Source organism: Bacillus sp. es.034, assembly GCF_002563655.1.
Taxonomy (GTDB): domain Bacteria; phylum Bacillota; class Bacilli; order Bacillales; family Bacillaceae_B; genus Rossellomorea.
The window spans coordinates 3,851,085-3,874,179 of the sequence record NZ_PDIY01000001.1; the positions used below are offsets into that span (position 1 = coordinate 3,851,085).

Annotated in this window: 25 protein-coding genes and 1 pseudogene; 6 read left to right on the plus strand and 20 right to left on the minus strand. The window is 40.3% G+C overall.

The features are described 5' to 3' along the window. Positions 1-6: 6 nt before the first annotated feature. Positions 7-741: an MBL fold metallo-hydrolase gene (locus ATG71_RS19575; protein ID WP_098441111.1), complete on the minus strand. Its 735-nt coding sequence runs from the start codon at positions 739-741 to the stop codon at positions 7-9. A gap of 196 nt (positions 742-937) precedes the next feature. Here ATG71_RS19575 and yhfH point away from each other — a divergent pair, with 196 nt between their 5' ends. After that, entirely contained in the window at positions 938-1,072 is a 135-nt protein-coding gene (gene yhfH, locus ATG71_RS19580; RefSeq protein ID WP_079533738.1) for a protein YhfH, read from the plus strand. A 64-nt stretch (positions 1,073-1,136) separates the two neighbouring features. On the opposite strand, the gene ATG71_RS19585 is transcribed toward yhfH, so the two are convergent. From ATG71_RS19585 to ATG71_RS19595, 3 genes are all read right to left on the minus strand, one after another. Beyond that, on the minus strand, positions 1,137-1,889 hold the full coding sequence (locus ATG71_RS19585) for a FixH family protein (RefSeq protein ID WP_098441112.1): 753 nt from the start codon (positions 1,887-1,889) through the stop codon (positions 1,137-1,139). Between the two features lie 147 nt (positions 1,890-2,036). Beyond that, positions 2,037-4,235, minus strand: coding sequence for a YhgE/Pip domain-containing protein (locus tag ATG71_RS19590; protein ID WP_098441113.1), 2,199 nt, complete (start codon positions 4,233-4,235; stop codon positions 2,037-2,039). Positions 4,236-4,362: 127 nt separating this feature from the next. Then, positions 4,363-4,935 (minus strand): TetR/AcrR family transcriptional regulator, encoded by a 573-nt coding sequence (locus tag ATG71_RS19595; protein ID WP_098441114.1) that lies wholly within the window; start codon positions 4,933-4,935, stop codon positions 4,363-4,365. Between the two features lie 187 nt (positions 4,936-5,122). Between ATG71_RS19595 and ATG71_RS19600 the strand changes: the two genes are divergently transcribed. Then, positions 5,123-6,529: a LysM peptidoglycan-binding domain-containing protein gene (locus ATG71_RS19600; RefSeq protein ID WP_098441115.1), complete on the plus strand. Its 1,407-nt coding sequence runs from the start codon at positions 5,123-5,125 to the stop codon at positions 6,527-6,529. A 98-nt stretch (positions 6,530-6,627) separates the two neighbouring features. Here ATG71_RS19600 and hemY read toward each other — a convergent pair whose 3' ends face one another. The 3 genes from hemY to hemE all read right to left on the minus strand — a co-directional run bounded on the left by hemY (position 6,628) and on the right by hemE (position 10,191). Continuing rightward, positions 6,628-8,025 carry a protoporphyrinogen oxidase gene (hemY, locus tag ATG71_RS19605; protein WP_098441908.1) on the minus strand — a complete coding sequence of 466 codons (1,398 nt, stop codon included), beginning with the start codon at positions 8,023-8,025 and terminating at the stop codon, positions 6,628-6,630. 114 nt (positions 8,026-8,139) lie between these two features. Continuing rightward, the gene (gene hemH, locus ATG71_RS19610) at positions 8,140-9,072 is read right to left on the minus strand and encodes a ferrochelatase (RefSeq protein WP_098441116.1); all 933 of its coding nucleotides are present in this window, start codon (positions 9,070-9,072) and stop codon (positions 8,140-8,142) included. A 90-nt stretch (positions 9,073-9,162) separates the two neighbouring features. Further along, a complete protein-coding gene (hemE, locus tag ATG71_RS19615; protein WP_098441117.1) occupies positions 9,163-10,191 on the minus strand; it encodes a uroporphyrinogen decarboxylase in 1,029 nt (342 codons plus the stop codon). Between the two features lie 276 nt (positions 10,192-10,467). On the opposite strand from hemE, the gene ATG71_RS19620 reads away from it, so the two are divergent. Both ATG71_RS19620 and ATG71_RS19625 read left to right on the plus strand, forming a co-directional pair. Then, on the plus strand, positions 10,468-10,974 hold the full coding sequence (locus ATG71_RS19620) for an antibiotic biosynthesis monooxygenase family protein (RefSeq protein ID WP_098441118.1): 507 nt from the start codon (positions 10,468-10,470) through the stop codon (positions 10,972-10,974). A 144-nt stretch (positions 10,975-11,118) separates the two neighbouring features. Continuing rightward, entirely contained in the window at positions 11,119-11,694 is a 576-nt protein-coding gene (locus ATG71_RS19625) for a cysteine hydrolase family protein (protein WP_098441119.1), read from the plus strand. 99 nt (positions 11,695-11,793) lie between these two features. Here ATG71_RS19625 and ATG71_RS19630 read toward each other — a convergent pair whose 3' ends face one another. Genes ATG71_RS19630 through liaF form a run of 3 tightly spaced genes read right to left on the minus strand, consistent with a single transcriptional unit; the run spans position 11,794 to position 14,332 of the window. Next, positions 11,794-12,447, minus strand: coding sequence for a response regulator transcription factor (locus tag ATG71_RS19630; protein ID WP_286163074.1), 654 nt, complete (start codon positions 12,445-12,447; stop codon positions 11,794-11,796). 18 nt (positions 12,448-12,465) lie between these two features. Continuing rightward, positions 12,466-13,500 (minus strand): sensor histidine kinase, encoded by a 1,035-nt coding sequence (locus ATG71_RS19635; RefSeq protein WP_483295317.1) that lies wholly within the window; start codon positions 13,498-13,500, stop codon positions 12,466-12,468. A 19-nt stretch (positions 13,501-13,519) separates the two neighbouring features. Next, the gene (liaF, locus tag ATG71_RS19640) at positions 13,520-14,332 is read right to left on the minus strand and encodes a cell wall-active antibiotics response protein LiaF (RefSeq protein ID WP_098441120.1); all 813 of its coding nucleotides are present in this window, start codon (positions 14,330-14,332) and stop codon (positions 13,520-13,522) included. A gap of 237 nt (positions 14,333-14,569) precedes the next feature. On the opposite strand from liaF, the pseudogene ATG71_RS19645 reads away from it, so the two are divergent. Beyond that, positions 14,570-14,926 (plus strand): annotated as a pseudogene (locus tag ATG71_RS19645) (hypothetical protein); the annotation flags it as partial. Between the two features lie 140 nt (positions 14,927-15,066). On the opposite strand, the gene ATG71_RS19650 reads toward ATG71_RS19645, so the two are convergent. The 3 genes from ATG71_RS19650 to ATG71_RS19660 all read right to left on the minus strand — a co-directional run bounded on the left by ATG71_RS19650 (position 15,067) and on the right by ATG71_RS19660 (position 16,871). After that, positions 15,067-15,264 (minus strand): hypothetical protein, encoded by a 198-nt coding sequence (locus ATG71_RS19650; RefSeq protein ID WP_098441121.1) that lies wholly within the window; start codon positions 15,262-15,264, stop codon positions 15,067-15,069. A gap of 32 nt (positions 15,265-15,296) precedes the next feature. Further along, a complete protein-coding gene (locus ATG71_RS19655; RefSeq protein WP_098441911.1) occupies positions 15,297-16,271 on the minus strand; it encodes a DNA cytosine methyltransferase in 975 nt (324 codons plus the stop codon). An 84-nt stretch (positions 16,272-16,355) separates the two neighbouring features. Then, the gene (locus ATG71_RS19660; RefSeq protein ID WP_098441122.1) at positions 16,356-16,871 is read right to left on the minus strand and encodes a Bsp6I family type II restriction endonuclease; all 516 of its coding nucleotides are present in this window, start codon (positions 16,869-16,871) and stop codon (positions 16,356-16,358) included. A gap of 223 nt (positions 16,872-17,094) precedes the next feature. On the opposite strand from ATG71_RS19660, the gene ATG71_RS19665 reads away from it, so the two are divergent. Continuing rightward, complete coding sequence (locus ATG71_RS19665; protein ID WP_098441123.1) at positions 17,095-17,352, plus strand: hypothetical protein; 258 nt, start codon at positions 17,095-17,097, stop codon at positions 17,350-17,352. A 125-nt stretch (positions 17,353-17,477) separates the two neighbouring features. Here ATG71_RS19665 and ATG71_RS19670 read toward each other — a convergent pair whose 3' ends face one another. From ATG71_RS19670 to ATG71_RS19700, 7 genes are all read right to left on the minus strand, one after another. After that, positions 17,478-17,918, minus strand: a complete 441-nt coding sequence (locus ATG71_RS19670) for a hypothetical protein (protein WP_098441124.1) — start codon at positions 17,916-17,918, stop codon at positions 17,478-17,480. Beyond that, on the minus strand, positions 17,918-18,439 hold the full coding sequence (locus ATG71_RS19675) for a terminase small subunit (RefSeq protein WP_098441125.1): 522 nt from the start codon (positions 18,437-18,439) through the stop codon (positions 17,918-17,920). Before ATG71_RS19675 ends, ATG71_RS19670 begins: the two co-directional genes overlap by 1 nt. Positions 18,440-18,493: 54 nt before the next feature. Beyond that, the gene (locus tag ATG71_RS19680) at positions 18,494-19,135 is read right to left on the minus strand and encodes a hypothetical protein (RefSeq protein ID WP_098441126.1); all 642 of its coding nucleotides are present in this window, start codon (positions 19,133-19,135) and stop codon (positions 18,494-18,496) included. A gap of 563 nt (positions 19,136-19,698) precedes the next feature. Further along, positions 19,699-19,920, minus strand: coding sequence for a hypothetical protein (locus ATG71_RS19685; RefSeq protein ID WP_098441127.1), 222 nt, complete (start codon positions 19,918-19,920; stop codon positions 19,699-19,701). Between the two features lie 23 nt (positions 19,921-19,943). Beyond that, on the minus strand, positions 19,944-20,570 hold the full coding sequence (locus ATG71_RS19690; RefSeq protein WP_098441128.1) for a hypothetical protein: 627 nt from the start codon (positions 20,568-20,570) through the stop codon (positions 19,944-19,946). Positions 20,571-20,658: 88 nt separating this feature from the next. Beyond that, positions 20,659-21,222, minus strand: coding sequence for a sigma factor-like helix-turn-helix DNA-binding protein (locus ATG71_RS19695; RefSeq protein ID WP_098441129.1), 564 nt, complete (start codon positions 21,220-21,222; stop codon positions 20,659-20,661). Between the two features lie 1,506 nt (positions 21,223-22,728). After that, complete coding sequence (locus ATG71_RS19700) at positions 22,729-23,088, minus strand: hypothetical protein (protein ID WP_098441130.1); 360 nt, start codon at positions 23,086-23,088, stop codon at positions 22,729-22,731. Positions 23,089-23,095: the final 7 nt, after the last annotated feature.

Here is a 23,095-nt window from a genome sequence, read left to right on the forward strand (position 1 = left end):
TTCCTCCTAAATTTCTACTACCATATCTTTTTTGGCTAATGATACATTACCCCTATAAATCGTTTTCGCTTCTATAATTAACTGCTCCAAGTCACCGAAATGAGGCAAATGGGTGAGGATGAGGTTCCGTGCACCGGTTTTCTGAGCAAGTTTCCCTGCATCCAGACTAGTCATATGCCCAGCGTTCGAGGCATCCATCTCCCCGTAGAAATTACATTCACACAGTAGCATATCAGCATCCTGGCCGAATGAAATGAATTCTTCCCTGAAGGCGGAATCTGCTGTATAAAAGAGGGATTTCCCATCTGCTTCGATCCTCATTCCGTAACATGGCACGGGGTGCTTGGATTTCACAAACGTTACCGTGAAGGGACCAATGGATAAAGAAGAGTCCTCTGTATACTCATGGGCTGTCATTAAATTTTTGTATGTAAGGGCATTGAATCCCTGCGGATCTTCCCGATGGGCATATACAGGCAGTGTACCTTTGTACTTACCCAGGAAGTATTGAATCAATAAAGCGTGTTGTAGTACACCTATATCTGCCACATGATCGGGATGATAGTGGGACAGAAGGACTGCATCCAGCTCTGTTGCTTCGGTATGATGCTGAAGTTGGGATAATACACCACTTCCACAGTCAATAAGCAGTTTAAAGCCATTGGATTCAAGTAAATATCCGGTGCTCGCTTCTCCTGCTTTCGGATATCCGCCCCATTGACCAATAACGGTTAACTTCATGTTTGAACATCGCCTTTCACTTTAGTCTGTACCCCTACTATACTTCATTGTGCCTATTTTTTCATTTTTTGCGCCCATTTTAGAATTTATTGTTGACGAAACTCATACTGTTATAATACAATAAAATAAATTAACACATCAGTTATATAACACGAACAATTGATGGGTGAATACAAATTTACGGAGGGTGATGAACATGGTAAAAAATATTGTTGAGTTCTTTCGAAATTTGCCGCCTAAGTCTTGTGCACAATGTGGAGATACAATTGAGGAGCAGCATGAATGCTACGGCATTTATTGCGAAAAATGTACGACTGACTACGAATACTAAGCGCATGAAAATCAAGGGGTACTAAAAAGGATGCTCTTCAAAATGAAGAGCATCCTTTTTATGATTATTGTACGTCCACTGTTTCCATCGTGTGCTCGTGAATTTCTTCTCCTTTGGTGACATGGACCTGTACATTATAGGACCCTCTCTCCGGGAATGTATAAGATCCTTTGTATTCTCCGTTTTCACCTTGGGTCAGATCCACCCATTCATGCTTTTCTTGACCATCCTGATAAATTTCAAAACGGACTTTGGCATCTTCCAGAGCGGCATCTTTATTCTCCACATGCACCATCATTTCCGATTCTTCACCAGCTGTAATACCGTCAGGCTTCATCAAATGGATGGAAATGGTACTTTCATGGTCGCCATGGTGATGATCTTCACCCGCTTCCTCATGTTCGCCGGCTTCTACTTCTCCAATGGCAATTTCCTTCTTCGGCATCGTATGCATGTCCCTGGCGGTTACATGAACCTGTACTGTGTAAAGTCCGTCTTCTTGAAACGTCTTTTCTGCTTTATAAAGCCCGCCTTTTTCATGCTTGGCTTCGAGCATTTCGCTTTCATCTTTCTGGCCGTTTTTCCATATTTCATACTTCACTTCACCGGCATCATCGACGTTCTCATCACCTTGAGTGACTTTCGTGGAAAGGGAAACCGGTTCACCTTTTTCTCCTTTTTCAGGCACGTTTAACTTTGCGTCGATCGCTTCCAGTTTTTCTTCTTTTTTTGCTCCGTTATCTTCATTTGAGTTACCGCAAGCAGCGATTAACAATGCAAGGAAACCTACGAGCATAAGTAAGCTAATTTTCTTCATAACAACATTCTCCTTTAGGCATTTTCTTATTATGTATCACCATTATGTACCTCTCACCATTTAGTATACACGTTCATGATTACACTGGGTTTGTCCATTTTATGAAGAAAAAACGGCAGATGTGTGTGACATCTGCCGTTTTTTTCCTTATGCTTCTACTGTTTTTGTATATTGTTTCTTGAATAATCCTACAAAGAACACGGCCGTCAATGCAACGAACACAATGAAGTATCCCAGCAGGATGTATAGGTTCTGCCACATGAAGGCAAAGTCTCCGCTTGAAATGACCGCTTTGAACGCTGACACCGAGTACGTCATCGGTAACAGTGCACTGATTGGCTGCAGAGCAGTCGGTATCAATTCAAGTGGGAATGTACCGGCACTTGTCGTCAATTGCAGAATCAAAATGATGATGGCGACAAATCGTCCCGGATCACCAAGGATTGTAACAAGCATCTGAATCAATGCCAGGAATGTCAGACTTGTGATAATAGTAGAAAGTAAGAATAAAGGTACACTTTCCACTTCAAGACCCAATCCAAAGAGTAAAATCGCTGCCGCTATCAGTGATTGAATGATTCCCACCGTCGTAAGGACAGTGAATTTCCCCATGAACCAGCTCATTCCGCTCGATGGGCGGCCGGATGGTTCGCGGAGTGGATACACAATCGAGATTAATAAGGCCCCTACGAATAGTCCAAGAGATAAGAAATATGGAGCAAATCCAGTTCCATAGTTTGGAACATGATTGATTTTCTCATTTTTCACGTCGACAGGACCTGCCATCATGTCATACGTATCGTCGTCCGCATTGACACTGTTGGCTTCTTTTGCTGCATCTTTTAATTTCGATTCGTATTCCGTTGTCCCGTCAGATAGTTTCGTTGAACCGTTTGCGAGCTCAGTGGAACCATCAGCAAGTTTCCTGGATCCGGCTGCCAGCTGATTGGATCCATCATATACCCGGTTAAGACCTGAGCTCAGTTCATTCGCTCCTGAAGCAAGACCAACCGTTCCCTGGTATACGTCTCCAAGTTTCTGATTTAATAAACCGTAGTTTTCCACCACTTTGTTTTGACCTGCAACAAGTTGATTGGAACCTTCGTCAAGCTGTGCTGATCCGGCTACGAGCTGATCGACGCCGCCCTGGAGTTTCTTCTGGCCATCATTTAATGCACCGATTCCACCCGCAAGCGAGTTCGCTCCTTTTTGGAGTTCAACGGCACCATTACTTAATGCCCCGGTACCTGTCTGAAGTCCCGATGCACCTTGCTTGATTTGATCGATGGCTGCCTGAAGTTCAGCCTTCTTTTCTTCCGGTAGGCTTCCCATGAATGGAGCCAATTCCTCTTCAAGCTTAGAAGCCCCTGCCCCAATCGCTTGAGCGCCTGCTTGCGCGCTATCGGCTCCACCTTTCAGGTCACCGATTTTTGCTGCAAGGGTCTGTGAACCAGCCTGCAATTTAGCCGTGTTGTCCACGGCACTATCAAGCCCGGCGTCTACCTGTTCCAACCCGGCCTTGCTTTTATCGATTCCGGCAGCAAGGGAATTCAACCCGGTTTGAACATCCTGCGTTCCTTTATATAGTTGCTGTGATTTATCCGTCATGACACCGACACCGTCGGATAGTTCCTGAGAACCATTAGCCAGTTTCTCGGCACCTGCACGGGTTTTCGCCACACCGTCTGTCATCTCGACATTCTTTTCAGCAAGAACGGCTAAATTGTCTTTTAGCTTCTTGGCACCTTGAGAGAGATCAATGGCTCCATTGTTGATTTCGCCCGCTTTGTCACTCGCAGTCTGGAAACCGTCTCCCATTTCCTGAATCTTATCAAACATCGTTTCAGCATACGTTTCAGAAACGGATTTCGACAGGCTTGCTTTAATCTCTTTCATCGCCGTTTCCCCGATTTGAGCAGATAAGAAGTTAAAGCTCTCATTCGGCACATATTTCAGAGAAAGTTTTTGAGGATTTTCTTCTAACAACGTAGTTCCGTTTTCAGAGAAGTCCTCTGGAATTTCCACAAGCATATAATAGTCTTGTTTCTCCAAATTCTTATATCCTTCTTTTTTATCCACGAAATGAAAATCGAATTGATCGCTTTCCTTCAGCTTATCAACAAGATCCGATCCGATATGCAGCTCCTTGCCATCAAACTCTGCCCCCTGGTCACTGTTCACCACAGCTACAGGAAGATCTGAAAGCTGCTCGTACGGGTCCCAGAATGCCCATAGGAACATGCCGCTGTAAAGTACAGGTATAAAAAGCACGGCAAGGATCGGGATGAGCAATTTCTTATTACGAAAAATCGCTTTAAATTCTGAACCAATAAATGATTTCTTCATATTATCCTCCTATTATGATTTCAAATGTTTGAACTATTGACCAATAAACCCAAACGGTCATTGAAAGGCATAAAAATAAATGACTATTTCATTCGATTGGTCATTTTTTCCTAAAAATGAAGGACTATCAATTTGATAACCCTTTAATGATATATAGCTCAAAAAGATTGGCTATTTCATCTTTATCAAGTGGACCATGTGCACGCTCCCAATCGAAGATCAGTGAAACGTAAAGCTTCAATAAAACGAATGCTGTCATTTCCGGGTTGCAGGGCTTAATTGCTCCTGAGGCAATGGCCTTTTCAATTCGGTGACTCAAGAATTCTATGACCACTTTTTCCATGCGATCAATGACCTCGGATACAGCAGGCGTTCCCATTTCACGGGCTTCCTGATATAACTTGATCGTCAGCTTATGCTCTTTGCGAAATTCGAGAAGACGAAACAAGGCACGGTGGACATTTTCAGAAAATGTAGCTTCCGGATCAATCACTTCTTCTGCTTCAAAGGTCATTTCATTAATTAACGATGAAACAATCTCATCGAATAATTCTTCCTTATTCTTAAAGAACGTATATATCGTTCCTTTTCCCACATTCGCTATTTTAGCTACTTGATCCATCGTCGTGGCTTTATACCCAAACAAGGAAAAAGAATTGGTAGCAGCTTCGAGGATCTGTTTCCTTCGATCGATCGCCATGAACTCACTCCTTCCATTTGACCGCTTGACTGTATTTGTAATTTAGTCATTTTGTTAACATTGATAAATTTATCATATCTTCGACTATTACACAAGTGATATTTTTCATTTTCTTAATCCCCGTTCTTCATATCGAATAAGCCCTCTTGAATAGGCTATAGGTATAAGAACGTTCAGGAGGTGTCCTATGAATATTTACGTAGTAAAAAGTGGGGATTCACTCTGGTCGATTGCATCGAGGTACGGGGTTGAGGTGAACCAGATTTCTTATGGAAATCAATTAAAGAACCCCAATATACTCGTTATCGGTCAAAGTCTCCTCATCCCGGAACCTTTAAAAGAATATATCGTTCAGCCAGGCGATACGTTATACAAGATCAGTCAAATGTATCATATGGATCCCAATGAACTACAGACATTTAACCAGATTGCTGACCCCTCCACACTATTTATCGGTCAGTTGATCGTCATGCCCGCTTTCATTCACAGGGTTCGAACAGGCGATACCCTTTATACCATTTCCTATAATTATAAAGTTCCCATGCAAGAGATTTTAAATGCGAATGCCATCTCGAACCCATCCCTTATCTACCCTAATCAACAGATTCGGATCCCGAACACGAAACCGGTGATCGAGGTGAATGCATACATCACGAGGACGGACAGTCAAGGAGTAGCCGAAGTGAATGGGCTTGGAAGTTACTTCACTTACCTTGCTCCTTTCACCCATTCCATTACAAAGGAAGGCACGATCACAGAACTGAACGATACCGGTCTGATATCGGCTGCGGATAATCAACATGTCGATCCCCTATTGGTTCTGACCAATTATGTAGACGGCAAATTCAACTCCGATCTTGTTGCAACGATTTTAAGAAGTGTACCACTGCAAGATACGTTAATCTCTTCCATACTGAACAAAATGGAGACAAAGGGTTATAAAGGGTTGAACATTGATTTCGAATACGTTTACCCTGAAGACCGGGAAAATTATAACTCCTTTTTAAGGAGGACCGTCGCTGCATTAAAACCCAAAGGCTATTCTGTCTCAACGGCACTCGCTCCAAAAATCAAGGGAGATCAAAAAGGACTTTTATACGAAGCCCATGACTATAAGGCTCACGGAGAAATTGTCGACTTTGTTGTCCTTATGACTTATGAGTGGGGATGGGCAGGGGGAAAACCTTGGGCAATCGCACCCATTAATGAAGTAAAAAAAGTACTGGACTACGCCGTTACGGTCATACCCCGTAATAAAATCCTCATGGGTGCTCCCTTATATGGCCGTGACTGGAAAGTACCATGGGTGGATGGGACCTTTGCGAAATCCGTCTCTCCTCAGGGTGCCATAGACCTTGCAAGCAAATACGGGGTCCGCATTCAATATAATGATCAGTACCAGTCTCCATTCTTCAAGTATTGGGATGAGAACGGGCAGCAGCATGAAGTCTGGTTTGAAGATGCAAGAAGCATGCTGGCAAAGCAAATGGTGGTAAATGACTATCGATTAAGGGGGCTGAGCTACTGGGTGCTGGGTTCTGCCTTTCCACAGAATTGGGTGCTACAGCATTCCAGATATCGGGTAGTGAAGTAGGCTGCACCTTCATTAGAGGGTGCTTTTTTTCATCAACTAAAAAAGAAATTCAGCCCCCCTAAAAAAGACCACCAGTTTCCCGGCAGTCTTCAAAATAATCAGTTCAAATAATCCAACACCTTCGCTACGGTCCTCTCCCCCTGCCCGATGCAGTCGGGAATACTCAATCCATCATATGAACTCCCGGCGATGAATACCCCTGGCAAAGTCGCCTCTGCTTGCTCATACATCCTTTGAATTCGTTCCCTGTGGCCAACAGTGTACTGAGGCATGGAATTTTTATAGCGTGAGACAATCGTGAAATCAGGGGGACCATCGATTTCCATGATCTTACTCAAATCATCGAGCACGATTTGCTCAATGTGGTCATCGGATAAATCCACGATGGTTTCGTCACCGGACTTGCCAAGGTAGCAACGCAATAATGCTTTTCCTTCAGGAGCCGTGTGTGGCCATTTTTTATGTGTCCATGTTCCCGCAGTCAGGGAGTAATCGCTATTTCTGGATACCAGGAACTCTGTTCCGGCGATATCTTTTTTTATGGCCTCCTGTGAGAATCCCATTGCAACCGTCGCCACTGACGTAGCAGGCATCTCTTTTAAGAAATGTAGGAATGGATAGGAGGGAAACATGGATTGCAATACGTGATGGGGAGTCGTGACGATGACGCTGTCTGCTTCCACTTGATCTCCGTTCGTGAACGTGACAGTATAATCACCGCTGACTTCTTTTTCTATGTTGGTTACTTTCATGCTTTTGTATACCGTATTTGGTTCCAGACTTGCTTCCATGGCATCGATCAATGACTGAAGACCGCCGGTAAAAGTCAGGAAGTTCCCTTTTTCGTTCGATCCCCCCGCTTGTCCGCTTTTCTTGATGCCGGCTATTAAACTGCGGTGTTTCTGTTCCAATTCATAGAGTTGCGGAAATGTAGACATTAAGCTTAATTGATCGATATCCCCGGCGAATATGCCCGTTAAGAGCGGTTCGATCAAATGGTCAACAACTTCATCTCCCATTCTCCTCCTGAAGAATTTACCCAATGACTGATCTTCTCTTTCCTGGGAACGTGGAAGGATAAAATCCGCAGCAGCTCTCATTTTTCCTGATAGTGAAAATAAACTTGTTGTGATGAAAGGGGCGATTTGGGTTGGAATCCCTACGATGGATCCCCCGGGAATCGGATAGAGTTCACCACCGGCTATACAGTAGGACGTGCCTTTGCGGTTTCGGACAAGCTTGTCCCCCATACCCAGTTTTTCCGCTAAACGGGAGATTTCCGTTTTGCTTGATAAACAAGAATCCGGTCCTTTTTCGATGATATAGCCGTCTTTTTTGAGGGTTTGGACCTTACCGCCCAATCGGTGGGTGGCTTCTACCAGTTTTACTTCGATGGGGAGATGTTCTTCCTTGATTTTCTGTTGCAGATAGTAGGCCGTGGTTAAACCGGTGATCCCCCCGCCTACGACTACAATCTTTTTGTTTTGTTGTTCCAACACGTTCATCGCCTTCTTTAACAAAATATCTTCATATCCAATAATAGAGAAGGACTAAAGCGTTGAGAGTGAACCCACTCGCTTCAGTCCTTCCTGTACAGCCAAAACGGGAAACTAATTTTTAAGGTGTTTTAACACGACATCTGCCATGGCATCAATGAATTCCGGTTTGGCGTTCGGCATTTCCGGACGATAGTAAGAAGCTCCGATCTCATCTGTTACGACTTTACATTCATAATCATTGTCATAGAGTACTTCAAGATGATCAGCCACAAACCCTACCGGTGTATAAACAAAAGTAGTGTAGCCCTTTTCCTTGTGAAGATCCCTTGTCAGATCCTGGACGTCAGGACCGATCCATGGGTCGGGAGTGTTCCCTTCACTTTGCCAGCCTACTGCATAATCCGTGACACCGGCTCCCTCTGCGATCATCTTCGCCGTTTCCTCCAGTTGCTTCGGATATGGATCGCCGGACTGCAGAATGCGTTCAGGAAGGCTGTGTGCAGAAACGATGAGGACTGCTTTATTTCGCTCTTCATCGCTCATTCCAGCAAAGGTTTCCTTCACCCTGTCCACCCAGTACTGAATGAATTTAGGTTCCTCATACCAGCTTTCGATCGATGTGATCGTTGGACCGCCAAGCTTTTCCGCTGTCTCTTTCGCACGTCCATTGTACGATTTGACGCTGAACGTTGAGAAATGAGGGGCGAGTACGATGGAAACCGCTTCTTCAATGCCGTCATGGTGCATTTGCTCCACTGCATCTTCTACGAACGGTTCGATATGCTTTAATCCAAGATACATTTTAAATTCTATTTTGTCTTGAACCGCATTTAAACGTTCCTCCAGGCTTTTCGCCTGATCAAGGGTGATTTTCGCCAGTGGGGAAATCCCCCCGATTGCCTCATAACGTCCCCGCAGGTCTTCCAAAAGTTCACTGGAAGGGACTCTTCCATGGCGGATATGTGTATAGTAGCGTTCCAGATCTTCTTCTTTATATGGTGTACCATAGGCCATCACCAATAGACCCATTTTCTTCTTTGACATCCCATTTCACCTCATTGTCAGTTTCATACATTACATTATTGTGCCATGTTTCTTTCATAGAATCCATTTATAGACATGTGTGAATGTTCTCTACCTGGCACTGTATTCATGCACAAAGGCTGCTAATCGCTTTAATGTGTCTGGATTGACTTGAGGGAATACTCCATGTCCGAGGTTGAAGATGTGACTCAGGTCCTTCCCTTGATCCAGGATCTCTTTGGCTTTTTCTTCAATTACGTCCCATGGTGCCAGCAGGATCGCAGGGTCCAGATTACCCATCACCGTTTTGGAGATGCCTCTTTCCGTTGCTTCTTTGATTGGCAATCTCCAATCAAGTCCGACTACATCGATGGGGAGATCATGCCATTCATTCGCAAGGTGGCTTGCTCCGACACCAAACATGATCAATGGCACATTCTCTTCCTTCAGTTCATTAAAGATTCTTTCCATGACCGGTTTGATGAATGTGCGGTAATCCTGTACATTCAATGCACCTACCCAGGAGTCGAATATTTGGAAAGCAGAAGCCCCTGCTTTGATTTGAGCTTTTCCGTAGGTGATGGTCATCGCTGCCAGTTTATCCATTAAAGCAAACCAGGCTTGTGGTTCTGCATACATGAACGCTTTTGTTTTATTATAGTTTTTAGAAGGGCCGCCTTCAATCATATAGCTTGCCATCGTAAACGGAGCACCGGCAAAGCCGATCAATGGAACCGATAATTGTTCCTGTGTCAGTAATTTGATTGTGTCCAATACGTAAGGAACATCCTGTTCAGGATTGATTTCCCCAAGCTTTTCAACATCCGCAGTCGTACGGATGGGATTATCGATCACCGGACCGATGCCTGATTTGATTTCGACATCCACTCCGATCGAAGGAAGCGGGGACATGATATCCTTGTAAAGGATTGCTGCATCGACATCATATTGTTCCACTGGCAGCCTTGTCACATATGCACAGAGTTCAGGCTGATGCGTGATCTCAAAAAGAGAATATTTCTCTTTGATTTTCCTGTATTCAGGCTGTGAACGACCCGCTTGTCTCATATACCAAACCGGAGTATAATCCGTTTTCTCTCCCCTTGCCGCTCGTAAAAAAGTATCATTCATCTGTTTCATACCTTTGTTCGTCCACCTTTCTATGTAACTCCATTAACCCTATTGTAAACTAATTTGAGTAGATTCTAAAATTGTCCTATATATAATTTAAACGTACATTTTGTAACCCTTTTAAACTATAGACGTTTTAGGGAGAATTGTATAGTTTTCAAGGGAAAATGTCATAAATTTGCCGATTTTTGAGGGGTGGTGAAAAAATATCCATCATTCATGTTACTAGAGAGGAAGAAAAGGGAAGAGTATAGTAGAAGTGACTACTTTATTGAGGTGATTTGGATGAAGCTATATATGACGACAGGAACACATGATTTCTTACAAAAAATAATGGATCAGCATGCGGGTGAAAAAATGCTCTTGATGCAGGGCGAAGATGCTCTGCTTTCACATGAAACAAGCGGAGAAAGTGTCTTTGAATCTCCTCGCAGCTATGAGATTGTTGATCAATCAGGGGAACTTGAAAGTAAAGGATACGTGGTCTTCAACAACATCCCCGTATCAGACGAAGGCAGACCGCTTTTTGAATACCGCTTTAAAAACCGTGCCGGTTTGATTGAAGAGGTGCCGGGTTTTACCGCGATTCGGGTCCTTAGACCACTGGATAACGATACATATGTGATCATGACCCTTTGGGAGGATGAACGAAGCTTCCTGGGCTGGCAGGAATCCAAGCAATACGAGAAGGCCCATGCAAAGAGGGGCACCGAAGAAGGAATCGATAACCAAAAGGATATCTTCCCACGTGCATCCTATGTAAGTAAATACTATGTTTCGGGTCAATCCTGAAGAAACGCTGCCTGAATTCAGGCAGCGTTTTTCTTTTCAATCTTTACAATTGTAGTGAAGGTGTACATACATAATTACAAATGATTAACAGTATACTTTATCGTATTGGTCACAGACATCCTAAGTGAAAGGAGAGGAGTTCCGATGAGTGAAACATGTCTGATTCTGGTTGATTTTCAAAAGGCATTTAGTGATCCTTCACGGGGAAAGCGCAATAATCCCGGTATGGAAAAGAACGCTTATCAGCTTTTGCACGGTTGGAGAGAAAAGGCCTGGCCGGTTGTACACGTGCAGCATTCTTCTTTCGATATGGAATCACCATTGCATTCAAGTTCAAGAGGTTTTGATTTTATAGAGTCTTTCCGTCCCGTACAAAAGGAAAAACACATCATTAAGCACGCTAATAGCGCTTTTATCGATACAGATCTGGATTTATATTTGAAACGGGAAAAATGTAAATCCCTTGTTGTCATGGGGTTCACGACGAATCATGGTATATCCACTACTGTCCGTATGGCTGCGGATCTGGGATATGAAGTGACGGTCCCTTATGATGCCACTGCATGCTTTGAAACCTATTCATTTGACGGTTCCCTATTTTCCGCTGAAATTGTCCATGGACTGTCCCTGGCAAATCTTCATCATGAATTTGCCTCCATTTCTTCAACGGATTCCCTGCTATCATCAAGATTGAAATTAACTAAGCCGGTCATTTTTTAATCATCGTTTTGGCTTTTAGCAGAATGGGCTTAGTCAAGGGGAATGATTTCATTCCTTTTGACTAAGCCCATTCTGCTTTCTGTCTTTCAAATACCTTTTCTACTCTTTCCTTCCAGCTTTATGCAGTATCCCGTTTCGATTCGCGTAAATGGCTGCCTGGGTCCGGTCCGCGACCCCAAGCTTACTCAAAATGTTACTCACATGGGTCTTGACGGTCTTGATGCCGATGAATAACTCTTTGGAAATCTCCTGATTCGTCAGCCCCTCACCCAAGCATTTCAACACATCCATTTCCCTTGTCGTCAACTCTTCATGAGCCTTTCTTTCCTGGGGACGGAATCGGTTCAGCATTTTATCGGCAACTTTGGACGCTATGACCGATTCACCCTTAACCGCTTTATAAACCGCCGCAGTTACTTCTTCTGCACTTGCTGTCTTCAATAAGTAACTATGAGCACCTGCTTCAATGGCAGGAAACACCTTTTCATCGTCATAATAGCTTGTAAGGATGATAATTTTACAGTGAGGATGAAAGGATAGGATCTTCCTTGTGGCTTCAATGCCATCCCCATCCTCCATTAATAAATCCATTAATATGACGTCGGGCATATACAGCTTGGCTAGCCGAGCCGCTTCATTACCACTTTTTGCTTCTCCAAGAAAGTCTATCCGATCTTCTGTCAGCAAATAGGTTTTCATGCCCAGCCGTACCATCTCGTGATCATCTACAATCATTACCTTTATCTTACCCACTTGTCTTCCCCCTTTGAATTACACCGGGATGCGGAGATCGATATACGTTCCCTCTTTTTCTTTGGAGCGAATCTGAAATAGTCCTCCAATTTCCTCCGCCCGTTCTCTCATCGTTTGAAGTCCGTACGAGGTCATCTTATTTTCCTTTAGATTAAACCCCTTACCGTTATCACTGATATACAACGTGACAAAGCCCCCTTTTTTCTCCGTCACGATCTTTACTTTCGTTGCTTCCGAGTGACGAAGGATATTCGAAAGACTCTCCTGGATGATCCTGAACATATGCGTTTCAGTACCTTTCGATAAGTCTTCGATACCATCCAGGGTGGCATCGATCTCAATTTGTGTTTTTTCCTTCAATTCTCTGATCAAGATGGTTAACGCTTCACGAAGACTTTCACCCCTTAAATCGATCGGTCGCAGATGAAGAAGAAGGGCTCTCATCTCACCTTGTGCCCTCCCTGCAATGTCGGCTACTTGTTTCACGATGATTTCAACCTTTTCATAATCTGTACCGATGCTTTTTTGCGCCGCGGAAGAAAGCATATTCAGTGCAAATAATTGCTGGCTGACAGAATCGTGCAAATCCCTGGCAAGCCTCTGCCGCTCTTCCATGACCGCAGCCTGGTGAGCCTGATCGGCAAGTTCTGACTTTTCATCTGCCAACCGCTGAAGTGATTTCACCTGCTCTTGAATGAATACCGCAAGCTGATTCAATTCATCCGATAAAATCCCGAGCTCATCATTCTCATATCTGTCCACCCTGGCAGAGAACTTTCCACTGCGCAATAAGGTGACAAAGGTGGATATATCATCGATTCTGCCTTTGAATGTATACCCTGTACGAAAACCGAAATATATACTTAATAGCAATAAAATGAGGCCCAACCAAGTGGTTAAATAAATGGAAAGTTTAAGAGAGATACTAGGATCCTCTGAAAGGAACAGATAGATTTGCAAAACGATAAAAAAAAGCAGGATGGTCATGACAGCCATCATCAAAAAGCTCTTGAAGATCCAATTTCGGATATTTGAGGTTTTATTCAATCTCATTCCTCCTTTTACGCTGCCTTTATATCCTGGTAATCCTAATCGAACCGATTTTCACATCAATCGTCAGCTTGATTTTTTTACTTGCCTCTATATAATCCGGTGATTGATAATACAGTTCAGAACGAATATCAGCAGACTTCTGATCAAACAATTTCACATCCCCCACCTGCACCTTCAACGTGACCTCCACAGGGATATTTTCCGGTATGATCATCTTCACATCGCCAATCCAACCTCTGATATCAATAGGCGTTTCCCCTTCAGGAATGAAGGCTTTACTGAAATCAAAATAGTAATCTCCGATTGCGTTGTAAAGTTTCATATTTTCCAGGGGCCAGTTCGGTTCTGAAAAGCGGATATCCCCAACGATAAAGCCTCTGTTGATTTTATTTTTCTTCTTAGGGATCTTTTCACCCAGCGTCTGCTCCTCATCATCTGTTTCAGCTGTCTTATCAAACGGATAATCACTGCTTAAACTCACTCGAATCGGTTTATTCCTCACGATCCGATGAATCGCAATGGCTATGATGATAACCGGCCATAACTTCCACCAGTTCCCGTAATCGAAAACCAACACATCGTATTTATCCAGGAGGATCAGCACCCCAAGGGCAAGGCAGAAAAGGCCGAACAGTAATTTACCGAAGCTTTTTTTCAAAAAGCTGTCTACTGACCACTTCAAGCCCAGGAGCAATAACAAAATAGGAATAATATTGACAAATATCTGCGTTATTTCCAAGGAAATGACACCTATATTCAGTAATAATAGCCACAATCCTATCACCATCAGTAAAAATGAGAAAAACCATTGCTTTCTTCCTTTATATCTCATACAGGCACCACCTTCACATCACTTATAAACTTTCGCTATTTACATCGTATATTCCTGTTACTTCTTCCATTATAGATTGATTTCGAAGGTTGTTTGACGAGCATCGGAATGATTCAGTCTCAGTCCAGAGGCTGAAAAAATGTTTCTATCCTGTATCACACCTTATTTGCATTTTCATAATCTATAGTACAGATCAGGGCAAATGCCCAAGGTTTGAAACATTGAGGGGGTATTCTAATGGGGATTGACTTGACTGCTCTTCATTGGATTTATTTAGTTTTCATAGGATTGATCATCCTATTTATGATCTTCCGAAAGGACACGACCATCGTATGTATTCTAGGAATCTTCAGTATCGCTCTGATAGCCACGGGATCGATCAGTGGGTCGATCAGTAGTATATTTAATAGCTTCATCTTTGCCATCACAGAATTACTTTCAACCATTCTCGTCATTTCCATCATCGTAGCCATGAGTAAAGGACTGACGTCGACAGGGATTAATGATGTGATGATCCGACCGTTCACTAAGTTCATCCGCACCCCTGCCCTTGCGTACTGGACGATAGGTCTTGTGATGATGTTCATTTCGTGGATTAAGTGCATTTACAGATACCAACTAAAAAAAGCCTGTGTATCAAGGTTTTAAGTAGCTTTGGTAATTTTATCCTCAAGGAATTACGCATTCTTATAAAAAAAGACTTCCGCAAAAGAGGAAGTCGTTAAACAGAACAATTATTGTAAAGTTATTTTCATTTTCACATTCGACTCTATGACTTCAATTTTATATGCTGACTTAACACCTTTTAAGGTTTCTTCAACATAATAAGCAATTTCATCAAGATAAAGTTCATCAGTTCTTTCAATAACAACTTCACCATCATTCTGCAATGTTACTAAAGCTTTTCCAACTTCTCCTAAAATACCGTTCATTTGATAATCATCCTTTTTAGGAATTATTTTTTTTAGTTTTTTGAACCTTGTAAAACAAGGGAATTAGTCTGATTTATTGCTAACTTAATATTTTCAGCTATTCTATGAATCACTGGAACAACTACTGAATTTCCTGCTTGTTTATATAGTCGTGTATTGGATAATTCGGGCAGAACAAAATCTTTTGGAAATCCTTGAATATTAAAACATTCACGAGGAGTCAATTTACGGATACCAAATGGTGTGTAAATTAATGGTACGTTATGACCACCTGTTCCCATGTTAGCCGTTAGCGTTGGACAAACATTAGATTTATTTTCTCTTACATACTGTCTTCTCCATTGATAAATGGTATGAGAACCTGTGATACTTTCCTCTAACTTATCGTAAAAGGCACATTTTTCAGGTCTGTAATAATATTTTTCATCTTGTTCAACGTCAAAATTAATAACATCTTCTAACTTAGTTGAAAGTTGAGTTGGGTTAGGGAAATAAAATTTCTCTGCCATCTTTTCATCACGAAAACCAACTATATAAATACGTTCTCTATTTTGAGGAACATTGCCGTATTCACAGGCATTTAGAACTTGGTGTTTTACAGTGTATCCATACAAACTTAAAGCTTCAAGAATTACGTTGAAAGTGTTCCCTCCATCATGTCCAACTAGATTTTTTACATTTTCTAAGAATACAATAGAAGGATTTCTTTCAGCTATTATTCTAAGGAGTTCAAAAAACACATTTCCACGTTCGTCTGCAAAGCCTTTACGGTAACCTGCTACACTAAAGGCTTGACAAGGAAAGCCTGCTACTAACATATCAAATTCAGGTATATTATGTTCGCTTACATTGGCAATATCTGCAACTTCTAATTCAGAATCAAAATTACTTTTAAATGTTTTAGAAGCATATTCATCTATTTCATTTGCGTATACTGTTTCAAAACCCGCCATTTCAAAACCTTTGTCTATTCCTCCAACACCTGCAAAAAAACTAGCAATTTTCATAAAATCTATCTTCCTTTCCATATAATAGCAGCACGCCGCACTTTTTAAGGAGAGGGATAACACACCTTGTCACCCCCTCCAAGACTAAATACGAGTTATTTTCTTTGTTCGTAAGTCTAGTACAGCGTACTGGTCTATTGCATTTGGTTCTATAATTTGCTTTATTATCGAAAAACGAGGTCTTCTACCCTGTTTTTGTTGGTCACCAAGGGTTTGAAGTGCATTTACCTTAATCAATTTAAGTTGGTCGGAGTTAATTCCCAAATCATAGAAATACATTGTATCATTCCTTTTGTCTAAACGTGAGAAAAACAGCTTATCAAATTCCTCATTCGGACTAAATGAACTTGTATCTCTTTCAAAGTTACTTGTTGCTTTGATTTCAATAACCCTATTTGTACTAGGGTCAAAAGCATCTCCACCCACACCACGATTAAGCCTAAACCCACTTACATAGCATAATAAAGCTTCTGTTACCGTCTCTGGAATGTTTACTCCACGAGTGTGAGACTGTCTAATAATTAAATCAAGTTCTTTCCAAAGGAAATAAGCAGTAATAGCATCATTGAATCTTGCTTTATCAACAGTTACTAAATCCATAATTATAGGCGTGTTATCCTTTTAATATATTAACATATTGTATACCCATGTTGGTGAAGCAATTATCTTTTTTTGGATTTAATTAGGAAAATAGTTTTATGGTCAATTATTAATAATGGAAGCCGACATTAAAGCTATGGTGTGAAAGATTAATGAACATTTTGGAAAATTTATGTATTCCTCTTTTATATGATGTATTTTTATTGAAGAAGGGAGGTGTTATATGAAGAAGGAACAAATACAACCGCATTGTATGGTATGTTGTGAACCGTTTAAAAGAACTGATGAAGTTTTAACAGACAACCTATTTACACAAATACAACACACAAAATGTTTTATTTATAGACCTGAATTTATTAAGGATAAAGGAACTTATGAAGAAATAGTTAATATGTATCCTGATTACAAAAAAGTGTTTATTGTATCTGATAAACCAGTAACAAATTTCTTACTTGTATCTTCACTTAGAAAGAAGAAGTAAATATATAACGATACATAATGGGCTTCCTTCGGGAAGTCTTTTTTATTATCATCCTCATTATGCGGATCGTCTTCGACGATTCGACTGATAAAAGTATAAATAAAAAAGGAGATAACCAGTTAAGGCTATCCCCTGCTTATAATTGAATTGTAAATAAACTCAGGATTGGCTTGGCTTCCTTCCAACCTAAAATACACTTCAATGTAAAATTCATCTTCTTCTTGGATATTCTTTTCACCGTTAAAGGCATAAGTAGGCAGGAAAACACAAACGGATGATATTTCAAACTTCACTTTATCCAGTGTTATGACTTTACCAATAGGATAATTCTCCAAGGTTTCTACCCATGATGTCACATAGGGAAGCTTCATAGGTTGAAAAGGATTGGAAAGAAGTCCATAAGCTAAGTTCTCCCTTTTCTCCATACGGTGATAGCTTCGATTAACAGCATGTAATTCCGCATGTTTGAACTTCCCAACAAAGTCACCGTTTGTAACTTCTCCTTCACCTTCCCATGTATCTACCCCTATATCTAAAATAATGTTTCCATTTTCATCAAGTCGCATTATTCTTCATCACTCCCAAAGATGTCCTTTAACTTATCCTCTGACGGTGCATAGTAATCTTTTTGGTTAATTGCATCCCACCGTTTTTCTAGGTCAATAACCTCCTGGGGCTTGGTGTTAGTATGGACATGATGAATAATATCAGGCTGTAGGTTGTTAGTCATTTTCGCTAGTAGTTCAATCATCTTGGTTCTATCCCTTTTGGGAACTGATACCTTTACAACCTTTCCAGTATTAAAATCATAAACCTCATCTTGTCCACCTTTAATCCAGTTTGTTAAAGTTTCCTGCATTTCTAAGCCAGTCATAACTTCATGGTTAACGGTTGCCAGTTCATTAATATACTTCTTTACCAGTGGATTCTTCATGTACTTTTCACCAGTCTTTACATGGATTCCTACCAATTTAGAAGATTCCTTTATAACTCCTTTTCCCTGCCCTGCATAAGCAATAGCAAATGCCCTTTGTTTGCCCGTTAGTCCATCTATATTACTTTTGGTTCTCTTATCCGTTAATGCCATTGTTAATCATCCTCCAAAATGAAAATAAAAAAGGAAAGGTTTTTATACCTCTCCTTAAATGTCTCCGTTTAATTCCTTCTCAATGTGTTCAACACGTTCCTGGGTTTCATCTCGGTTTTTGTGCATTACTCCTGAACGGTAAGCTTCTAAATCAGACTTGTAAGCTGACATCTTAGCTTCATAATCTTCTTTAGCGGTTTGATAATTCCGTAAAGCTTCTGTACTCTCCTGAATAGATAGACCTTCCAGTGAGGGCTTAGAAGGGTTATTTGCAATGATTTCAAATTCTTCTAGCTTAGTTCCTTCCAGTACCATTAGGTCAATATGCTTCTCAGTTAGCTTTGCTTCGTATAAGCCATGTTGAAGCATCTTGTATTGTTTAGGATTATCCGTCTTTAATGAAGCACGTTCTTCTAAACTTAAATCCTCAAATGCCTTTACTGGTTCTACCGTTACAGTAGTAAAATCATCAGACTTTACACGCATTAGTACACCGTCAACATTCTTTATAAAGTTACGGTTACGGTTCTCAGGTTTACCAATCATCATTTTAGAAATGGTATCCTTATGGAACTGTAGATTAGCTTTTTCAGTAGATAATTCTTGATTCTTCTGACTCATAAACTTCTCTGCTTCACGCATCATTCTTTTAAACAGTGGGCTTCCGTTAAGTGAGTTCATATCAATTTTTGTCATATAGCATCATTCTCCTTAGTTGTTTGATTTGATTATTAAAACTATAAAGACTACCTCCGAAGAAGTAGCCTTGAAGCCATAACAATCATGTTGCTATGGGTAAGGTGCTTTAGTAGGGGAACTTCGTTTCTTGGTATCCGTTCCCTTACCATTACAGGTTCTTAGATGGTCTTACATAGCTAATGCGGTGGGATACTACTTAACCTCTTACCACAAAAGTTAAGATTTTCCCATGATAGAAAGGTGGCAGGAAGGTAGTCCAAGCCTTCCCACCTGATTCGTAAAATCCACTAAACGAATATGTCACCGTTTTACATCCAAGAAAACCTGAAAGGATTAGAATAAAAGCCAGTAAGTCTAGTAGAATACTGGAATGCTGATTGCACAGCTTAGTAGCAGTACCACCGTTTCCATTAGTGATACTACTTAAAGCTTTACAAGCATAAAAACAAGTGAGGGAAAAGTTTAATGACATTTTCAGGTCAAGAAGCTTTATCTTCCATCTATCATTTTGTACAGAATGACAATGAAGCCACTGCCTAACACAAACTGAATAAGTTCCATCATGATGCCAGTTCCTCCAATTCTCTTAGTTGTCTTGTTTTCATCTGCAAGTTATTCCGTTCAAGGAAAGATTTAATCATGTAAAGATGGTCACTTAGTGAAGCGTTCCAGTCTTTTTCCTGCTTAGCTACTTTCACACATTCCTTACAATATCGGTGAGTAGCTGACACGAACCCTCCTTGTATCGGCTTGGTTTCATAACATTTTTTACAAGTTTTCATTCGTATCAACTCCTTCTGTTTAGTTAAATTCTTGACGGTGCTTTAAACAATTCATCTAACCAATGTTTTGTTCTTGGTTGTGGTTTAACCTCTACTGGGAATGTATAAGTAGGGGTGACGGTTACCTTAGGTTTCTTAACTTTCAACCACCAGTAGCACTTGGATAACTCTTCTTCTGTTAACATATCTAAAATCTCTTGTTTTGCTTGTTTAATATTCTTGGAAACTCGTGTAGCTTCTGTTCCATAATAATCGGCAATCTCGGTCATTGTGAACCCACCTGATAGGTAAAGCTTCAATTGAAAATAGCGGGCAAACCTTCCTTTTGATTCCTTGAAGTATCCTTCTATTTTGTTGTCTATTTCCTTCGGTACTACCTGCTTTACTACTGGTTTCGGTGTTAACAATGAAGGCATCATTAACTCACCCATGTTGATTAACGTTCCATCCACATCTTCCATATAGTAGCTGTGATTGTAGCAAGTAGATTCGATATTAGTTTCTCTTAAAATACGACTTTTCCCATCATCAGGAATCCTAGATAGACTCACTTCGTAGTAAGCCTTAGCAATATCATTATTTACTAGCTTCTTAGCTGATTCTGCTGTTTGTTCTTGCATCTTCATAGATTGATTTTCATGACGTTTCATTGTTACACCTACCCCCTGTAATTGGCTTGTTTTTTAGTATTTAGTCTTCTCATTAAGTGTTAGAAGAGGGTCACATTTAACCCCCCCATTAATCAAAAACAATTTCACCGTTTATAAGTCTTCCAGTTATTACTTCTGACGGTGCTTGTACTTCCTTTTCATAGGCTTTTAATTCTTCCTTGGTGTTGAATCTTCCACCGTTAGACCTTACTAGGTCACTACCTTTAACCCTGTAGTACCATTTAATTGTTTGCCATTCTTCGGCTGTTAGTCTCACCTTAATCTTCTTTAGCCCCATTGTGATAGCCCTTCTAACGTTCCTAGTATCCTGCCCAGTCATTTCAGCTATCTCGGTACTGGTTAGCCCCTCATCAAAACATAAAGACATAACCTCTTTTTGTTTCTTAAACTTATCTGCCTGGAATAACTTATCTACTTTGGCTTTAATCTCAGCAGGATATTCTTGGTAGCCATCTTCTGCGGGGTGCATCCATTCAGGTAAGAGTAGTTCCTCTGATTCTGTTAAGTCTCCCCTGTAGTCGTGTGCCTGTTTCATTAGTCGCTGTTGGAAAGACGGTGAATATCCATCTAGATAATAAAGTCTTGCACTTCCTTTGCCTGTATCACTGTATCCGTTTCTTTGTCTGTTCATGGTGTGTTACTATCTCCCTTTGATGTGTTTTTTTGTGTTTTAGAAAGGCTTCTAATTTTAAATAAGATGAAAGGGTAATTTTGTAACCCTCTAGTTATATAACGAGGTCAGCCATCAATCTGTACCCCCAATGGAAAAGTTGAAGTTTTTTATAAAAAAGTAGGGGAAAATGTGACCCCCTTTTAACAGTAGTAAAGAGGTTAATAAGAGGGGTTAGTCCTAAGTGACAAACAAAATAAGTCATAACCGTTAGTAGTTAACAAACATCTGTCTTCGTTTCACTACAGACTATTAAACAGTTAATTAGTTGTTAAATTGCCACCGTTAAGGGGGCAGGAAATTTTAGAAAGAACCAGTTATTAAAAATAGTACAAGTTAGGATTAAACGGTAAACTTAAAGAGGTTAAAAGAAAGGTTATGAAGAAGAAATAAGACGGTTAAAGGGGTTTTATTAAGAAGGTTGTTAGAAAGGCAAATAGGGGCATCTGTGACCGATACACTTGGTAGTTATTCCGATACAATCGACATACCATTTTAGAATCACACGAATTTAAAAAAGCCCTTTGTATCAAGGGTTAAGGGTTGGAAGGTTGTGGAAGTGAGGTTGAAAATAACTATCGTCAGCTGCCACATATGTCAATAGTAATTACTGGTAAAAATACTGGGAATTAGAGGAAATTTAATTGTGTTAAAATCATAAACAATCCACTTTGTCAACTACTAATTTTATCCACTAGTTTTACCAAAAATATCCATATTACCCGTATGGTACAAACTGGATTTATTATCTATTAATACCAATAAATAAACGGTAGAAATAATCTCCCTGCTGGTTAAGCCAATTGGTAATGTCATCCTATAATGTTAAATGCTGATTGTCTCTATAAGTGCATTTAATGTAGCAAATGAAACATGAATAACACTGTATGGTATATGCAATGTATATTCTAATTGATAACGTTATTAAACCGCTTATTATACTTATTTTTTATACAACATTATGTATAAAAATAACTATATCCTTACATTTAATACCATGTGTCTATTGATACTAATGTGGTGTTACTGTCAATGTTACTTATTACCATACGGTTATTAATGGAAAAAGGTAACTTAATTGGATGAATATGGTAGGGGTGCTTTAAGGATGGAAAATTGTGGGGTGGGGCATTAACCAATAATACATTTCTAAAATAAACTTGGGGCATCCCTTTTTATTTTTTTCCTAACATAAATTGGCGTTCTTTAATAATACAAGGACTATTTGGAGAAACTAACCAGTAAACAAAGTGAACCTAAAAAGGAGATAGTTTATGTTTGGAAAAAATAAAGACAATTCAATAATTAATCTCGGAATAGGTGCTGCTATTCTTTCTAGTATCTTTAGTATAATTATTATTAGGTTGCTGTTGGATATAAAGCATACAAAGGGGAATGGTTGATTCTACTCCCCTTAGTTTATCTATTATCCTTAAATTTTAAATGGACAAATAAAGAAGACTACCGTTAATCGGTAGCCTTCACTTTGTTTCTATGATATGAGTTCCTTTTTATTTCCTTAACGTGTTCATGATTCTCTTCGTTGTACTTCTTTTGCTTTGTTAGAATCTCTTCCTTGTTAAGCTGATAATAAAGCTTATCATAATCCTTTCTATTATCTCTGATGGTTTTACGATTCTCTTCTTTATACAACTTGGTCTTTGCAATAATCTCTTTCTTGTTAGATCCATAATATTTCTTCTTATAATGCTTCACACATTCTTTACAATGGAACTGATAACCGTCAGGTGTGGTCTTCTTCTTATGGTACTCTTCAAACGGTTTCCAGCCTTGGCATTTAGTACAAAGCTTTCCAGTGCTATTCATGATGTTA

Coding starts and splice junctions, on each gene's coding strand:
- ATG71_RS19575 (WP_098441111.1), bottom strand. CDS start 741: ATGAAGTTAACCGTTATTGGTCAATGGGGCGGATATCCGAAAGCAGGA.
- ATG71_RS19620 (WP_098441118.1), top strand. CDS start 10,468: ATGAAGCTATATATGACGACAGGAACACATGATTTCTTACAAAAAATA.
- hemE (WP_098441117.1), bottom strand. CDS start 10,191: ATGAAACAGATGAATGATACTTTTTTACGAGCGGCAAGGGGAGAGAAA.
- ATG71_RS19670 (WP_098441124.1), bottom strand. CDS start 17,918: ATGCGACTTGATGAAAATGGAAACATTATTTTAGATATAGGGGTAGAT.
- ATG71_RS19625 (WP_098441119.1), top strand. CDS start 11,119: ATGAGTGAAACATGTCTGATTCTGGTTGATTTTCAAAAGGCATTTAGT.
- ATG71_RS19655 (WP_098441911.1), bottom strand. CDS start 16,271: ATGAAAATTGCTAGTTTTTTTGCAGGTGTTGGAGGAATAGACAAAGGT.
- ATG71_RS19675 (WP_098441125.1), bottom strand. CDS start 18,439: ATGGCATTAACGGATAAGAGAACCAAAAGTAATATAGATGGACTAACG.
- yhfH (WP_079533738.1), top strand. CDS start 938: ATGGTAAAAAATATTGTTGAGTTCTTTCGAAATTTGCCGCCTAAGTCT.
- ATG71_RS19635 (WP_483295317.1), bottom strand. CDS start 13,500: ATGAGATTGAATAAAACCTCAAATATCCGAAATTGGATCTTCAAGAGC.
- ATG71_RS19650 (WP_098441121.1), bottom strand. CDS start 15,264: ATGAACGGTATTTTAGGAGAAGTTGGAAAAGCTTTAGTAACATTGCAG.
- ATG71_RS19590 (WP_098441113.1), bottom strand. CDS start 4,235: ATGAAGAAATCATTTATTGGTTCAGAATTTAAAGCGATTTTTCGTAAT.
- liaF (WP_098441120.1), bottom strand. CDS start 14,332: ATGAGATATAAAGGAAGAAAGCAATGGTTTTTCTCATTTTTACTGATG.
- ATG71_RS19665 (WP_098441123.1), top strand. CDS start 17,095: ATGAAGAAGGAACAAATACAACCGCATTGTATGGTATGTTGTGAACCG.
- ATG71_RS19700 (WP_098441130.1), bottom strand. CDS start 23,088: ATGAATAGCACTGGAAAGCTTTGTACTAAATGCCAAGGCTGGAAACCG.
- ATG71_RS19600 (WP_098441115.1), top strand. CDS start 5,123: ATGAATATTTACGTAGTAAAAAGTGGGGATTCACTCTGGTCGATTGCA.
- ATG71_RS19680 (WP_098441126.1), bottom strand. CDS start 19,135: ATGACAAAAATTGATATGAACTCACTTAACGGAAGCCCACTGTTTAAA.
- ATG71_RS19595 (WP_098441114.1), bottom strand. CDS start 4,935: ATGGCGATCGATCGAAGGAAACAGATCCTCGAAGCTGCTACCAATTCT.
- ATG71_RS19660 (WP_098441122.1), bottom strand. CDS start 16,871: ATGGATTTAGTAACTGTTGATAAAGCAAGATTCAATGATGCTATTACT.
- ATG71_RS19695 (WP_098441129.1), bottom strand. CDS start 21,222: ATGAACAGACAAAGAAACGGATACAGTGATACAGGCAAAGGAAGTGCA.
- ATG71_RS19685 (WP_098441127.1), bottom strand. CDS start 19,920: ATGAAAACTTGTAAAAAATGTTATGAAACCAAGCCGATACAAGGAGGG.
- hemH (WP_098441116.1), bottom strand. CDS start 9,072: ATGTCAAAGAAGAAAATGGGTCTATTGGTGATGGCCTATGGTACACCA.
- ATG71_RS19690 (WP_098441128.1), bottom strand. CDS start 20,570: ATGAAACGTCATGAAAATCAATCTATGAAGATGCAAGAACAAACAGCA.
- ATG71_RS19585 (WP_098441112.1), bottom strand. CDS start 1,889: ATGAAGAAAATTAGCTTACTTATGCTCGTAGGTTTCCTTGCATTGTTA.